Annotated in this window: 11 protein-coding genes; 4 read left to right on the forward strand and 7 right to left on the reverse strand. The window is 61.1% G+C overall.

Going from position 1 to position 14,810, the window contains the following annotated elements:
* Window positions 1–179 precede the first annotated feature (179 nt).
* From yidC to rpmH, 3 genes are all read right to left on the reverse strand, one after another.
* Window positions 180–1,844: a membrane protein insertase YidC gene (gene yidC, locus MSG32_RS13880; RefSeq protein ID WP_248380283.1), complete on the reverse strand. Its 1,665-nt coding sequence runs from the start codon at window positions 1,842–1,844 to the stop codon at window positions 180–182.
* 119 nt (window positions 1,845–1,963) lie between these two features.
* A complete protein-coding gene (gene rnpA / locus MSG32_RS13885) occupies window positions 1,964–2,353 on the reverse strand; it encodes a ribonuclease P protein component (protein ID WP_052384306.1) in 390 nt (129 codons plus the stop codon).
* 11 nt (window positions 2,354–2,364) lie between these two features.
* The gene (gene rpmH / locus MSG32_RS13890; protein WP_043331656.1) at window positions 2,365–2,499 is read right to left on the reverse strand and encodes a 50S ribosomal protein L34; all 135 of its coding nucleotides are present in this window, start codon (window positions 2,497–2,499) and stop codon (window positions 2,365–2,367) included.
* 887 nt (window positions 2,500–3,386) lie between these two features.
* On the opposite strand from rpmH, the gene dnaA reads away from it, so the two are divergent.
* The 4 genes from dnaA (at window position 3,387) to gyrB (ending at window position 9,822) form a co-directional block, all read left to right on the forward strand.
* Entirely contained in the window at window positions 3,387–4,874 is a 1,488-nt protein-coding gene (gene dnaA, locus MSG32_RS13895; RefSeq protein ID WP_043331654.1) for a chromosomal replication initiator protein DnaA, read from the forward strand.
* Between the two features lie 145 nt (window positions 4,875–5,019).
* Window positions 5,020–6,123, forward strand: a complete 1,104-nt coding sequence (gene dnaN / locus MSG32_RS13900; protein WP_043331653.1) for a DNA polymerase III subunit beta — start codon at window positions 5,020–5,022, stop codon at window positions 6,121–6,123.
* Window positions 6,124–6,299: 176 nt separating this feature from the next.
* The gene (gene recF / locus MSG32_RS13905; protein ID WP_153636738.1) at window positions 6,300–7,385 is read left to right on the forward strand and encodes a DNA replication/repair protein RecF; all 1,086 of its coding nucleotides are present in this window, start codon (window positions 6,300–6,302) and stop codon (window positions 7,383–7,385) included.
* A gap of 19 nt (window positions 7,386–7,404) precedes the next feature.
* Window positions 7,405–9,822 (forward strand): DNA topoisomerase (ATP-hydrolyzing) subunit B, encoded by a 2,418-nt coding sequence (gyrB, locus tag MSG32_RS13910; protein WP_153634997.1) that lies wholly within the window; start codon window positions 7,405–7,407, stop codon window positions 9,820–9,822.
* A gap of 159 nt (window positions 9,823–9,981) precedes the next feature.
* Here the strand turns inward: gyrB and MSG32_RS13915 are convergent, their stop codons facing one another.
* The 4 genes from MSG32_RS13915 to glyS form a co-directional block, all read right to left on the reverse strand.
* Window positions 9,982–10,929 (reverse strand): alpha/beta fold hydrolase, encoded by a 948-nt coding sequence (locus tag MSG32_RS13915; RefSeq protein ID WP_248380284.1) that lies wholly within the window; start codon window positions 10,927–10,929, stop codon window positions 9,982–9,984.
* Window positions 10,930–11,084: 155 nt separating this feature from the next.
* A complete protein-coding gene (gene luxS, locus MSG32_RS13920; protein WP_043331647.1) occupies window positions 11,085–11,597 on the reverse strand; it encodes an S-ribosylhomocysteine lyase in 513 nt (170 codons plus the stop codon).
* A 137-nt stretch (window positions 11,598–11,734) separates the two neighbouring features.
* On the reverse strand, window positions 11,735–12,364 hold the full coding sequence (gene gmhB, locus MSG32_RS13925) for a D-glycero-beta-D-manno-heptose 1,7-bisphosphate 7-phosphatase (RefSeq protein ID WP_153634999.1): 630 nt from the start codon (window positions 12,362–12,364) through the stop codon (window positions 11,735–11,737).
* Between the two features lie 376 nt (window positions 12,365–12,740).
* Window positions 12,741–14,810: a glycine--tRNA ligase subunit beta gene (glyS, locus tag MSG32_RS13930; RefSeq protein ID WP_107335757.1), complete on the reverse strand. Its 2,070-nt coding sequence runs from the start codon at window positions 14,808–14,810 to the stop codon at window positions 12,741–12,743.

Here is a 14,810-nt window from a genome sequence, read left to right on the forward strand (position 1 = left end):
GATGAAGGAGATGGCCGCTATTGTCGCGGCTGGAGGCCCGTGACAGCAAGCGGGGTGACGGGAAAGGCGCCTTGCGGCGGGAGTGTCGGCGCAGCCCCCGGAATCAGGGCCCTGAAACGCCACGACCCCCGCCGAGGCGAGGGTCGTGGGTGAGTCATGTCAGGCGAACCTGAAAGGCATCATGCGCCTTTCTTGGTTGGCTCGGCATTCTCGATCTGACGGGTGATGACGTACTGCTGAGCGATCGACAGCGTGTTGTTGACGATCCAGTACAGCACCAGACCTGCCGGGAACCACAGGAAGAAGAAGGTGAAGACGATCGGCAGCATCTTCATGATCTTCGCCTGGGTGGGGTCCGGAGGCGTCGGGTTCAGCTGCTGCTGGATGAACATCGTCAGGCCCATGATGATCGGCAGGATGAACAGCGGGTCCTTCACTGACAGATCCTGGATCCACAGCATGAACGGCGCGTGGCGCAGTTCGACGGATTCCATCAGCATCCAGTACAGGGCGATGAAGACCGGCATCTGGATCACGATCGGCAGACAGCCCCCCAGCGGATTGATCTTCTCCGTCTGGTAGAACTTCATCATCTCCTGCGAGACCTTCTGGCGGTCGCTGCCGTACTTCTCCTTGATGCGCTGCATCTCGGGGCCCATCTTGCGCATCTTGGCCATCGAGCGGTACGCGGTCGCGGACAGCGGGAACAGCACGACCTTGACCAGAACGGTCAGCAGGATGATGGAGGCACCCCAGTTGCCGACCAGCGCGTGGATGTGCTCCAGCAGCCAGAACAGCGGGTTGGCCAGGAACCACAGCCAGCCGAAGTCGACGACCAGTTCCAGGTAGGGAGCGGTCGCTTCCAGCTGGTCCTGATCCTTCGGGCCGACGAACAGGGTCGCGCCGAGCTCAGCCTGCTGACCCGCGGCGATCTGGGTCGTCGGGCTCGCGAAGGCGGCGACATTGCGGTTCTGCTTGTCGACGTTGGCGTAGTAGAGGTTCTTCTGGTTGTCAGCCGGCACCCAGGCAGACACGAAGTAGTGCTGGATCATGGACACCCAGCCACCCTGGACGTCGACATTCTTGAAGCTGCCGTCCTGGATGTCTTCGAAATCGACCTTCTGGTAGTGGTTCTCTTCAGAAGAGAACGCCGCACCCAGATAGGACTTCATGCCCATGCCGCCACCGGAGGTCGGGTCCGCGCTGTTGTCGCGGGCCAGCTGACCGATGAAGCGAGCATTGACCGGCTGCTGGGACTGGTTGTCCAGCAGGTAGTCGACCTTGATCTGGTAGCTGTCCTGGCTGACGGTGAAGCGCTTGATGACCGCAACACCATTGATGTCGGCCTTCAGGTCCACTTGCAGGCTGTCATCACCCTCGGCAAGGGTGTAGCTGTTGCTGTCGGCAGAGAAGGCGATACGGCCCTTGTGGCCATCCAGCTGCAGGCCGGACTTGGCCACGTAGCTGCGTGACTGATTGTCGGACAGCAGCACGAAGGGCGACTCGGAAGCGTTGTTTTGCTTGTGCTCGAGCAGCGCTGCATAGACCACGTCACCGCCCTGCGGATCGATACGCAGGTCCAGCACGTCAGTCTTGACTTCAATCAGGTTGTTGCTCGGGGTGCTTGCTGCGCTATCCGGCGTGGAGAGGCCGGTATCGCCATTGGTAGTCGTGCTGCTGCTTGGGGCTTCAAGGCCTTGCGCAGTGGCATTGGCGGCCTGAGAGGCAACCTGGGGAGCCTGTGTTTCCGCAGCCGGCTGGTCGTAGTCCTTGTTCCACTGGACCACCATCAGATAGGCGACAACCGCAAGCGGAATCACGAGGAGTAATCGTTTGACGTCCATGGTGTATACCCGTTGGAGGGTGAATCAATCTGGCGGGGAGTCAGATGAGTCCGGTCACGAACGGTAGGGCGTATAACGAAAAAAACGCCACATGCCGGACGCACCGGGCAGGTGTCGCGTCAGGCAGGTGGCGTTGACTTGGCCGCTTTCTGGCGTCTGGCGTCCTTCTCCAGACGAGCCCACATGCCGTCCAGCTGGCGATGCAGAGTCTCGTTGTCCAGCTCGGTCACGCCTCGCTTGGCCAGTACGACGATGTCGACGGCCGGAAGGCGCTGCTGGCGGAGGCGAATGGATTCGCGCGTCAGACGTTTGAGGCGGTTGCGATCTACGGCACGGCGCACGTTCTTCTTGCTGAACACCAACCCCAGGCGGGCATGTCCCAGGTCATTCGGACACGCCAGGGCCAGAAGCCCCTTGCCGTGTACCTTGAGGGTGGTGTGATCGAAGACGTGCCGGTAATCCCCGGCAGTCAGCAAGCGAAGCTGCCGGGGAAATCCCTGACGGGACATCCGGGCCTCGATCAGGCGCTCAGACGCTTACGGCCTTTCGCACGACGACGCTGGATGACCTCACGGCCACCTTTGGTCGCCATACGAGCACGGAAACCGTGTGTGCGCTTGCGCTTCAGGACGCTCGGCTGAAATGTGCGTTTCATAGCTGCTTCTTCCCACGTGGTTGTTTGGAAAAGGTCAACGAATGTTGCCCTGTATCCACATGAGGACAGGGCAGATTGGTCAGGGGCAGGGATTCTAGTGAATCTGCAAGTGGCTTGCAATGTCGCGTTGGAAGTTGTCCACAGCCCGTTCGCGGCATTTGACGACAGATATCGTCTACGCCGCCCGCCATATGGCGCTTCGTGTCTCACGCGGATCACGTGCAAGACAGGCCTTCGGGCACAAAAAAATTCGATTTGGCGTCTTTGAGCCTACAGGCACCGCTCGCCAGGCAAGCGATCAGCGCTTTTTCAGCGCTCAGTGGGGCTGAGTGAATGGCATCGCCCGCCATGGCGATGCGCGGGAAGGGGGCAAGTCCTGTGTTCGGTCGTGAGCCTCAGGGACTCGCGTTTCTGACGAGCGGTTGTGCACTTCCGTCCCTGACGTGTCAGGCGCGCCGAAAAGTCGCAGTGGATAACCCGAGATTCTGCCGACGCGATCACAGCCCCTCACACCTCGCGTGATTCGAAGATCGCGGGTCTGCTGTCATTACTACAAGGAAGTAGTTCTGAATAACAAATAACTATTAAGGAAGGCAGTTGCTGTGGATAACCTGTTTTTTCCTATCTTGCTCAATTGCATGTCGATAGGACAGCTCTGGCGATAAGTGGTGGGCAACCTGCGTTCAGCCTGTGCATGGCCATGTGCATAACTGTCGTCTTGTCCACAGTCGAAATCTTGTGCGCGGATGCTCCCCAGCCTGTCCCGATGCGGATACTTGAAGAATACCGATGTTGTCCACAGTGCTTTTTGCGGCAGATGTCGTGTGGATAACTCGTGGCTTGGCCTATACAATGGCCGCCCCTTCGACAACTGGATGTGAGGTCGCGTGTCGCTCGCACTTTGGCAACAATGTCTTGACGCCCTGCAAGACGAGCTGAATTCACAGCAGTTCAATACCTGGGTTCGTCCCCTGCAGGCTGAGGAAGGCGACAGCGGAGAGCTGTGCCTGCTCGCCCCCAACCGCTTCGTGCGTGATTGGGTCAATGACAAGTACCTCAAACGAATTCACGAGCTGCTGCGTGAGCTGGCACCGGGCAAGCCGCCCAAGGTCGAGCTGAGCGTCGGTAGCCGCCGGACCGTCTCGAACCCGCGTCCGGAAGGCGCGGCTGCGTCGCCGGTATCTGCCCAGGCGCAAGCGCCGGGCCAGATGCCGAGCCCGCGTGCCCCTTCCGTGCATACGCCGCCGCGGGGCAATTTCGCGGAAGAGCGTGAGATGGCCGGCGATGGCGCCCGGGAACAGGCACCGCGTCGCAACACGCGCCAGGTGCAGGTAGAAGGTAGCCTCAAGCATTCCAGTGGCCTGAATCCGAACTTCACCTTCGAAACCTTTGTCGAAGGCAAGTCCAACCAGCTGGCCCGCGCGGCCTCGCGTCAGGTCTCCGAGAATCCCGGCGGCGCCTACAACCCGCTGTTCCTGTATGGCGGCGTGGGTCTGGGCAAGACCCACCTGATGCACGCGGTGGGCAATCATCTGGCCAAGCAGGGCGGCGAGAATGCCAAGGTGGTCTACCTGCATTCCGAGCGCTTCGTGGCGGACATGGTCAAGGCGCTGCAGCTCAATGCCATCAATGACTTCAAGCGTTTCTACCGTTCGGTGGATGCGCTGCTGATCGATGACATCCAGTTCTTCGCTGGCAAGGAGCGTTCCCAGGAGGAGTTCTTCCACACCTTCAATGCGTTGCTCGAGGGTGGTCAGCAGATGATCCTGACCTCGGACCGCTATCCGAAGGAGATCAATGGGGTCGAGGAGCGTCTCAAGTCACGCTTCGGCTGGGGGCTGACCGTCGCCATCGAGCCGCCGGAGCTCGAGACGCGCGTCGCGATCCTGATGAAGAAGGCCGATCAGGCCAAGGTCGATCTGCCTCACGATGCCGCCTTCTTCATCGCGCAGAAGATCCGCTCCAACGTGCGCGAGCTCGAGGGTGCCTTGAAGAAGGTCATCGCCGACTCCCACTTCATGGGGCGCGCGATCAATCAGGACTTCATCCGTGAATCCCTGAAGGACCTGCTGGCACTGCAGGACAAGCAGGTGGGTGTGGACAATATCCAGCGCACCGTGGCCGAGTACTACAAGATCAAGATTTCCGATCTTCACTCCAAGCGCCGCTCGCGCTCCGTCGCCCGTCCGCGTCAGGTCGCGATGGCGCTCGCCAAGGAGCTGACCAACCACAGCCTGCCGGAAATCGGCGATGCCTTCGGTGGGCGAGACCACACCACGGTGCTGCATGCCTGTCGCAAGGTGGCCTCGCTGCGTGAAGAGAACGCCGATATCCGCGAGGACTACAAGAATCTGCTGCGTCTGTTGACCAGCTGATCGAATTGCAGCGGCAGGTCGGGTTGGCGACAATCACGCTATCGGCCTGCTGTGCTCCGGGCTTGCCTGTCGCGGCCCCGAATTTCTTTTGCGTGCGCGCTGCCTGTCAGCGAGCATTGCCCCGTTTCCAGAGAGTGGAGTCTCCATGAAATTTGCCATTTCGCGTGAAGCCCTGCTGCGCCCGCTGTCCCTGGTGGCGGGTGTCGTCGAGCGTCGCCAGACACTGCCGGTGCTGTCCAATGTGCTGCTTGAAGTGTCCGATCAGCAGCTGTCGCTGACCGGGACTGACCTTGAGGTCGAGCTGATCGGGCGCGTCGAGCCCAGCCGTGTCGATGAGCCGGGTTCCGCGACGGTGCCGGCGCGCAAGCTGATGGATATCTGCAAGTCACTGCCCGAAGGCAGCGAGATCATTCTCGCGCTGGAAGAAGGGCGTGCCATTCTGCGCAGCGGCCGTTCACGCTTCACCCTGTCGACCTTGCCGGTGGCCGAGTTCCCGAACATCGATGATGGTCAGGGCGATATCACCGTCAGCCTGCCGCGCGGCACCCTCAAGCATCTGATCGACGCGACCTCCTTCGCGATGGCGCAACAGGATGTCCGGTATTACCTCAACGGCATGCTGCTGGAACTGACCAGCAACCTGGTGCGTACCGTGGCGACCGATGGTCACCGCCTGGCCGTCTGCGAGCAGGCCGCTGACATCAGCGTGCCGGAAGCGCAGAAGCTGATCATTCCGCGCAAGGGTATCCTTGAGCTGACGCGCCTGCTCGACGGCAGCAACGAGCTGATGACATTGACGGTCAGCGGGACGCACGTGCGTGCCCAGACCGGCGACTTCACCTTCACCTCCAAGCTGGTGGACGGCAAGTTCCCGGATTACGAGCGCGTTGTCCCGCGTGGCGGTGACAAGGTCATCGTGGCCGAGCGTGCCGAGCTGCGTCAGGTACTGTCGCGCACCGCGATCCTCTCCAACGAGAAGTACCGTGGCGTGCGCCTCTATCTGGAGGCCGGCAACCTGCGTGTGCTGGCCAACAACCCCGAGCAGGAAGAGGCCGAAGAGAATATTGCCCTTGATTATCAAGGGGCTGGCCTCGAGATCGGCTTCAATGTCGGTTACCTGATCGATGTGCTGGGAGTGCTGGATGCCGATCGCGTACAGCTGACGCTTTCCGATGCCAACAGCTCGGCGCTGTTGGAAGAGCCGGGTGGTGGCGATGCGCGTTACGTAGTGATGCCGATGCGTCTGTAATATCGTAATTGCTATTTAAATCAGTACCTTGAGTCGTAATTGTGGCGCGATTGACGCGCGCAATCGCAGAATGAGCCTCGACAACACCCGCCATTTTCACTCCTGAATGGCGGGTGTTGTCGTATTTGAGCCCCGAAGGCGGCCATGGCTCTATTTCTCTATCGAATGAGGCCGTCATGGCGCTTGAACGACTTCAATTCCAGAATCTGCGCAACCTGGCGACAGTCGATATGGCGCCGGGAAAAGGGGTGAATCTGGTCAGTGGTGCCAATGGCAGTGGCAAGTCGAGCCTGCTGGAAGGTATCCATGTGCTGGGGCTGGCGCGCTCTTTCCGCACGCACAAGCTCAAGCATGCCATTGCGCATGACACGGCGGGAATGACGCTGTTTGGCCGCTTGGCAGGCGATCCACCGCGCCCCCTGGGGGTAAGGCGTGATCAGGCTGCAGATGGGCTGGAGATGCGGCTGGATGGCGAGAAGGTAGAGCGAGTCGCCCAGCTGGCTCAGGCCTTGCCGTTGCAGCTGATCAATCCGGATGCCTTCCGGTTGCTGGAGGGGTCGCCCTCTGCCCGACGTGAGTTCCTCGATTGGGGTGTGTTTCACGTGAAACACGACTTCTTCGACGTCTGGCGCCGTGTGCGTCGGGCGCTCAAACATCGGAACGCACTGCTCAGGCATGGTAAGATGGACGTTCAGGCACTTAACGTCTGGGATCGAGAGTTTGCTCACTGGAGCGAGCGTCTTGATGCCCTGCGCATGGAATATATGCAGGCGCTGGCGCCTCTGTTTCAAGCCACGCTTGCCGAGCTGATTGATTTACCCGAGCTGACTCTGCGCTATCAGCGCGGTTGGGATGCCAAGCGCCCTCTGGGCGACGTGCTGGCAGCAGGGCGCGACAGTGATAGCCATATGGGCTTTACCCAGACTGGCCCACAACGCGCCGACTTGCGTATTCGCCTGGGGCGACGCCCTGCAGTCGAGGTGTTGTCTCGCGGCCAGCAGAAGCTGGTGGTCAGCGCTCTCAAGCTGGCTCAGGGTCGCTTGCTCGAAGAAATGAACGGACGTACCTGTGTCTACCTGATCGACGATCTGCCGGCGGAACTGGATGGCGAGCATCGCCGTCTGTTCTGCCAGCTGTTGGCAGGCCTCGAGTGCCAGGTCTTCGTGACCTGCGTCGAACCCGAAACATTGGATCGGGTATGGTTGCCGAACACTGATGTCAGGATGTTTCACGTGGAACACGGGCGACTGCACACGGAATGATTTCACGACGGAGAAGCCAATGAGCGAACAGGCTTACGACTCATCAAGCATCAAGGTCCTCAAGGGCCTGGATGCCGTACGCAAGCGCCCCGGCATGTATATCGGTGATACCGATGACGGCACGGGGCTGCATCATATGGTGTTCGAGCTGGTGGATAACTCCATCGACGAGGCGCTGGCCGGTCACTGTAGCGAAGTCCGGGTCGTTATCCATGCCGACGAGTCAGTTTCCGTCAGCGACAACGGTCGTGGTGTGCCGACCGAGATCCATGAAGAGGAAGGCGTCAGCGCAGCGGAAGTCATCATGACCGTGCTGCACGCAGGCGGTAAGTTCGATGACAACTCCTACAAGGTCTCCGGCGGTCTGCACGGTGTGGGTGTCTCGGTCGTCAACGCGCTATCCGAAGAGCTCAAACTGACCATCTGGCGTCAGGGCAATGTCCACGAGCAGATCTATCGCCATGGCGAGCCGCAGTCACCGCTGGGCATCGTGGGCCAGACCGAGAAGACCGGTACCCTGGTGCGCTTCAAGCCTTCCCCGCTGACCTTTGCCAATATCGAATTCCACTACGAGATTCTGGCCAAGCGTCTGCGCGAGCTGTCCTTCCTGAACTCCGGTGTCGCCATCCGTCTGATTGACGAGCGCAGCGGCAAGGAAGAGCTGTTCCATTACGAAGGTGGCCTCAAGGCGTTTGTTGACCATATCAACACCAACAAGGCGCCCTTGAATCCGGTGTTTCATTTCGAGATGGAGCGCGAGGATGGCATTGCCGTCGAAGTGGCGATGCAGTGGAATGAAGGCTTCGCCGAGAATATCTTCTGCTACACCAACAATATTCCTCAGCGCGATGGCGGGACTCACCTGGCCGGCTTCCGTGCGGCACTGACGCGTACGCTCAATAGCTATATTGAGGCGGAAGGTCTGCTCAAGAAATCCAAGGTCGGTACGACCGGGGATGATGCCCGTGAAGGTCTGACCGCGATCATCTCGGTCAAGGTACCGGACCCGAAGTTCTCCTCGCAGACCAAGGACAAGCTGGTATCGTCCGAGGTCAAGACAGCCGTCGAGCAGGAAATGGGCCGTCTGTTCTCCGAGTATCTGATCGAGAAGCCCAACGAAGCCAAGGGCATCGTCAACAAGATGCTGGATGCGGCGCGGGCGCGTGAAGCCGCACGCAAGGCGCGTGATATGACGCGTCGCAAGGGCGCCCTGGATATCGCAGGTCTGCCGGGCAAGCTGGCTGACTGTCAGGAGAAGGACCCGAGTCTCTCTGAACTGTACCTGGTCGAGGGTGATTCCGCTGGTGGCTCCGCCAAGCAGGGGCGTGATCGTCGTACCCAGGCGATCCTGCCGCTGAAGGGCAAGATCCTCAACGTCGAGAAGGCGCGCTTCGACAAGATGCTGTCGTCTGCCGAGGTTGGCACGCTGATCACCGCGCTGGGTTGCGGTATCGGTCGTGAAGAGTTCAACCCCGACAAGCTGCGCTATCACTCCGTCATCATCATGACGGATGCCGACGTCGATGGTTCGCACATCCGTACGCTGCTGCTGACCTTCTTCTTCCGTCAGATGCCGGAGCTGATCGAGCGCGGTCATATCTTCATTGCCCAGCCGCCGCTCTACAAGATCAAGCGTGGCAAGCATGAGCAGTATCTGAAGGACGAGCAGGCGCTGCAGGACTATCTGACCGCCACGGCGCTGGACGGCGGCAAGCTGCACGTCAACGCCGATGCCCCGGGTATCGCCGGCGCTCAGCTGGAAGCACTGGTCAACCAGTATCGTGGCGTGATGAAGCGCATCGATCGTCTGGCGCGTGTCTATCCGTCTGCCGTGCTGCGCAAGATCGTGCACGCTCCGCATCTGGATGAGGCCGCTCTCGCGGACCAGTCTCAGGTGCAAGGCTGGATCGATGGTCTCCAGAAGGAAATGGATGACCTGATTGCCTATGAGGGTGGCCCGCACTACAGCTTCACTCTCAGCCACGACGGCGAGCGCAATCTCTATCTGCCGGCGGTGACGCTGACGGCACATGGTGTCAGCAGCGATTACCTGTGGGATGTCGACTTCTTCAAGTCCGCCGACTACCGCGAGATGAGTGAGCTGGGCAACATGCTGGAAGGCCTGCTGGAAGCTGGCAGCTACGTCTCGCGCGGTGAGCGCAAGAAGGAAGTCGTCACCTTCTACGAAGCCCTCGACTGGCTGATGAAGGAAGCGGCACGTGGCTTCAGCATCCAGCGCTACAAGGGGCTGGGTGAGATGAATCCGGATCAGCTGTGGGAAACCACCATGGATCCGGAGTCCCGCCGCATGCTGCGTGTGACCGTCGAGGATGCGATCGGTGCCGATCAGATGTTCAACACCCTGATGGGTGACGAAGTCGAACCGCGCCGTGACTTCATCGAGCGCTTCGCGCTGGTGGCCAACCTCGACGTCTGATGGCGTTGAGCTAGCGCTTGGCGGATGTCTTGCCAAGCCGGGCTAGAAAAACGGCCCCTGATCTTCGATCAGGGGCCGTTTTTGCATGTGCGTGTTGCCGCAACCAGAGGCAAGGATAACAGCGAGGGGCTCGGCTCGGTCACGGCCGAGCGTGTCGTCTCAGCCGGGCGTGTCGTCCTGATCGGCGCGTTGCTCGGTCAGCCAGGCGGTGATTCGCTCTGCCGTGATGGAGGCCGTCGCAAGCCCCAGGTGATCGATTGTCTCGAGGACTTCCACCTGCGCCGCGGGGTGGTGGGGTTGCAGACATTGAGCAAGGCGCTCGGCATGAAACGCCTCGTCATGCTCGCCGATCAGCGCCAGCACTGGCAGCTGATGATGGGCGAGCACCTTGAGGTCACTTTGATAGTCGCGAGGATTGAGGCCCGTCATCAAGCGCCACGAGTAGGCGTCGGTGGTATGTGCATCGCGGTACTCTGGCGGGATATTGAAGCCAAGGACCTCAATATGATCCAAGCGATGGATGCCGAGCCGATTCAGGAGTGCGCAGGCCAGCATCCGCGCGATGCGTGGCTGTGCCCAGCGCGAATCACGGCGCATGTTGGGCGCGAGATGATGCAGGTACGGCGCCAGCAGTATAACGCCGTGCAACGGAATATCGGCACGCTGGCGCTGGCAGACAGCGGCCGAGAAGCGCAGTGCCAGGCCGCCTCCGGCAGAGTGGCCAGCGACAATGACTCTGGCATCGGCTGGTAGCTCGAGCGACAGGATCAGGTCCTCGAGATCTTCCTCGAGCTGAAGCAGGTGGTCGATGTCGCCACGTCGCTGCGGGGCTGGGCCGTGGCCGCGCAAGTCCGGCGTATGCACATGATGACCGGCCTCAGCCAGGCGCGTTGCCAGCGATGCGAGATAACGGCTGTCAGCGCTGGAGCCATGCAGCAGGATGAGGTGTGAGCGGCTCCCTGACATGCCTGCTGCGGGATAATGGCGACAGCCCAGGCTGCTGTCATCGCGGCAGCGGTAGGGGACGAGTTCATTCGGCGCTGACCACGCTGCCTTGTCTGCCAGGAAGGTCGTGAAATCAAAGGCATGGCTGCTGGAATCTGGCATTGGCTACACTCGCTCGGATGTCACTTCATGAAAAAAGCCCGCTATCTGATCCGGTCAGATAGCGGGCTTTTTCGTTCAAGTGCTCGGCGCACTCGACAGGCTGATCAAGCTCGGTGCCTCAAGGCTCGATGTCTCAAGGCTTGCTGTCTCAAGGCTCAGTGCGCCTGATTGAGGAAGCCTTCATCCAGCTTCAGCTCGTCATTGCGATTGACGCCGATATCGCGGGACAGGATGTTGCTGGCGATCTGCTTGGCTTCTTCCAGAGAGTGCATCTGTGCGGTGCCGCACTGATAGACGTTGAGCTCCGGAATCTCTTCCTGACGCGCCACGTTGAGCACGTCCTGCATGGCAGCAGACCAGGCTGCGGCAACGCGAGCTTCTTCCGGTTCACCGATCAGGCTCATGTAGAAGCCGGTACGGCAACCCATCGGTGAGATATCGATGATCTCGACGTCATCACCGTTGAGGTGCTCGCGCATGAAGCCGGCGAACAGGTGTTCAAGGGTGTGAATGCCTTTCTCGGAGAGAATCTCTTCATTCGGCACGCAGAAGCGCAGGTCGAAGACGGTGATGTTGTCGCCTTTCGGGGTGCCCATCTTCTTGGCCACGCGCACGGCAGGCGCCTTCATGATGGTGTGATCGACAGTGAAGCTATCCAGCAGTGGCATGTGAAGCCTCCAGCATGAGGAAGTGAGACAGGCAGGCAGTTGCCCGCCCGGATTCATGTCTGAAGGGTAGCATATCGCCGCTACTGATTAGAGAGGCAAGCGCGCCGTGCGCAGGGTTATCAGAGGGCAGGCGCGCCTCACAGATAGCTTTCGGCAGCGGCTTCACAGCTCACGCAGCGGCGCTGGGACTTTCCCGGCTCACCATCCGACATGGGGTGGTTGAGCTCACCATCGAGCAGGCGGTTGGTGAAGTCGGCCAGGTTGGCCACTACCAGCACGTCCTTGAGTCCCTCGCCATCTGCCAGCGTCTTCTGGCCCTTGCCGGTCATCACCAGCGCGGCGCGACAGCCAGCCTTCTGGCCCGCGATGAGGTCACGCAGGCTGTCACCCAGCATCCAGGCACCTTCGAAGTCGGGAATCTGCAGGGCATCCTGGATCTGATGGAGCAGACCGGGTTCCGGCTTGCGGCAATCGCAGCCGTCGTCCGGGCCATGCGGGCAGTAGGCAATGTGAGCGATATCGCCACCGGCTTCCTTCACCAGTTGCATCATCTTGGTGTGCATCTGGTCGAGTTCGCGGTGGCCGAAATGGCCACGGGCGATGCCGGACTGATTGGTCGCCACGGCCACGGTATAGCCAGCGCGGGTCAGACGGGCGATGGCCTGGATGGAAGTGGGGTATTCGATCCACTCCTCGGCGTTCTTGACGAAGGCGTCGGAGTCTTCATTGATGACACCATCACGGTCGAGCACGATCAGTTTTTGCATGGTCAACTCTTCACTTCAGGGCAGTCAGGGGCGTCAGCCGGGCTGCTTGTCAGGGGTCGCCGCTTTGCCTGGAAAATTGTGAGCCGAGTCACAAGATGACGCTCGCACGTGGGGATGGGCAAATGGCGCCGAGTGGTCGAAGTACGTGGTGCGACAGGCTGCCGCGCTTTTCGAACACTGTTTCTATACTGGAATACTAGTGCGACCTAGGTAGGGGATCAAGGCAGAAATTGTGACATCGCTGCCGTGTTGCGTGAAATCCTGTCACGCAACACGGCATTTCGGGACCCCGGATGCAAAAGAACCCCGCCGTGGCGGGGTTCTTTTGCAGCGACTGCGCGTTACCGATGTCAGGGACAGCGTGGATCGGCAGTTCTTATTGGGTCAGCAGACTGATGTCGGCCACACCCATGAACAGGCCTTGCAGACTGGCCAGCATCGCCAGACGATTGGCGCGCACGGCGGCATCGTCGGCGTTGACCATCACCTGATCGAAGAAGGCATCGACCGGCTCGCGCAGGCTGGCCAGTGCATCGAGGGCCTCCTGGTAGCGCGCCGCGGCGAACAGCGGTGCCACTTCCGCGCCACGTGCCGTCAGGGCGTCTGCCAGTGCCTGCTCGGCCGGCTCGCTCAACAGGCTCGCATCCACCTCGGTGCGACCATCGTGCTCGGCCTTGGCGAGGATGTTGGAGACGCGCTTGTTGGCTGCAGCCAGAGCAGCGGCTTCCGGGCGTTCGCCGAAGGCGTGCACGGCACGCAGACGACGTGCGAAGTCCAGCGGATTGCTGATCTTCAGGGTACGCACGGCCAGGTACAGCTCGGCACCCATGCCTTCATCGCTGGCCCAGGCGCGGAAGCGATCGAGCATGTACTCGAGCACGTCCTCGACCAGTCCTTCAGCCTTGGGCAGATCACGATGCTGCTCGGCGCTCACGGTCAGCAGCTCGCGCAGGTCGAGGTCCAGCTCACCCTTGATCAGGATGTTGAGCACCCCGATGGTGGCGCGACGCAGCGCGAACGGGTCCTTGGCGCCGGTCGGACGCTGACCGATGCCGAAGATGCCAGTCAGGGTGTCGAGACGGTCAGCCAGGGCAATCGCCATGCCGGCCTTGGTCGTGGGGATCGCATCGCCGGCGAAGCGCGGCAGATACTGTTCTTCCAGCGCGAGAGCGACGGTGGCATCTTCGCCATCGTGACGGGCGTAGTAGTGGCCCATGATGCCCTGCAGTTCCGGGAACTCCAGCACCATCTCGGTGACCAGGTCGGTCTTGGCCAGCTGTGCGGCACGTGCGGCGTGGTCGACATCGGCACCGATGCGTTCCGCGATGTGGCGTGCCACGGCTTCGCTGCGGCGGGCCTTCTCGGCCATGCTGCCCAGCTTCTGCTGGAAGACGACGCTCTCGAGCTTCTCGCGACGCGATTCCAGCGTGCTGCGCAGGTCGGTCTCGTAGAAGAAGGCGGCATCGCCCAGACGCGGACGAATCACCTTCTCGTTACCGGAGATGACCTGTTGCGGGTCCTTGCTCTCGATATTGGAGATGGTGATGAAGGCCGGCTTGAGCTTGCCGTCGTTGTCCAGCAGGTGGAAGTACTTCTGGTTGGCCTTCATGGAGGAGATCAGACACTCCGCCGGCACTTCCAGGAAGCGCTCGTCGAAGGTGCCCGTCAGCGCCACCGGCCATTCCACGAGGCCGTTGACCTCGTTGAGCAGGGCTTCCTCGATGACGGCATTGGCACCGTAGACTTCCGCCTCGGCCTGGACCTGTTCGCGGATACGCTCACGACGCACCTCACGGTTGGCCAGCACGCGGGCATCTTCCAGCGCGTCGAGGTAGTCCTCGGCGTGCGCCAGCGTGATGGCCTGCGGCGCATGGAAGCGGTGGCCGAAGGTGGTGCGACCGGAGTCGAGGCCGAGCACGCTGGCCTCGATCACTTCGCTGCCGTAGAGCGCGACCAGCCAATGCACCGGACGCGAGAACTCGATGCGTGAGGCACCCCAGCGCATGTTCTTCGGTACCGGCAGGCGAGCCACGACCTGCTCCAGCATGGCCGGTAGCAGGGCGGAGAGATGCTCGCCCGGCTGGGTGTGACGATAGCCGAGCCAGGTGCCCTTGTCGGTTTCCAGCTCGATCAGGTCACTGACTTCGACACCACAGGAGCGGGCGAAGCCCTGCACCGCACGGGTCGGTTCGCCATCCTTGAAGGCGGCGGCCTTGGCCGGCCCGCGCTTCTCGATCTCGCGGTCCGGCTGGCGCTCGGCCAGTGATTCGATCATCACCGCCAGACGACGCGGTGTGGCGTAGGCACGTACCTGACCGAAGGCGACTTCGGCGTCGCGCAGGCCATCGGCGAGGCCGTTGGCGAGGCTGTCAGCGAGTGCGTCGATGGCGCCCGGCGGCAGTTCTTCGCAGCCCAGTTCGATCAGCAGGGTATTCACGGAGGCCAT

Origin of the sequence: Cobetia sp. 1CM21F (assembly GCF_023161745.1) — a bacterium.
Lineage (GTDB): Bacteria > Pseudomonadota > Gammaproteobacteria > Pseudomonadales > Halomonadaceae > Cobetia > Cobetia amphilecti.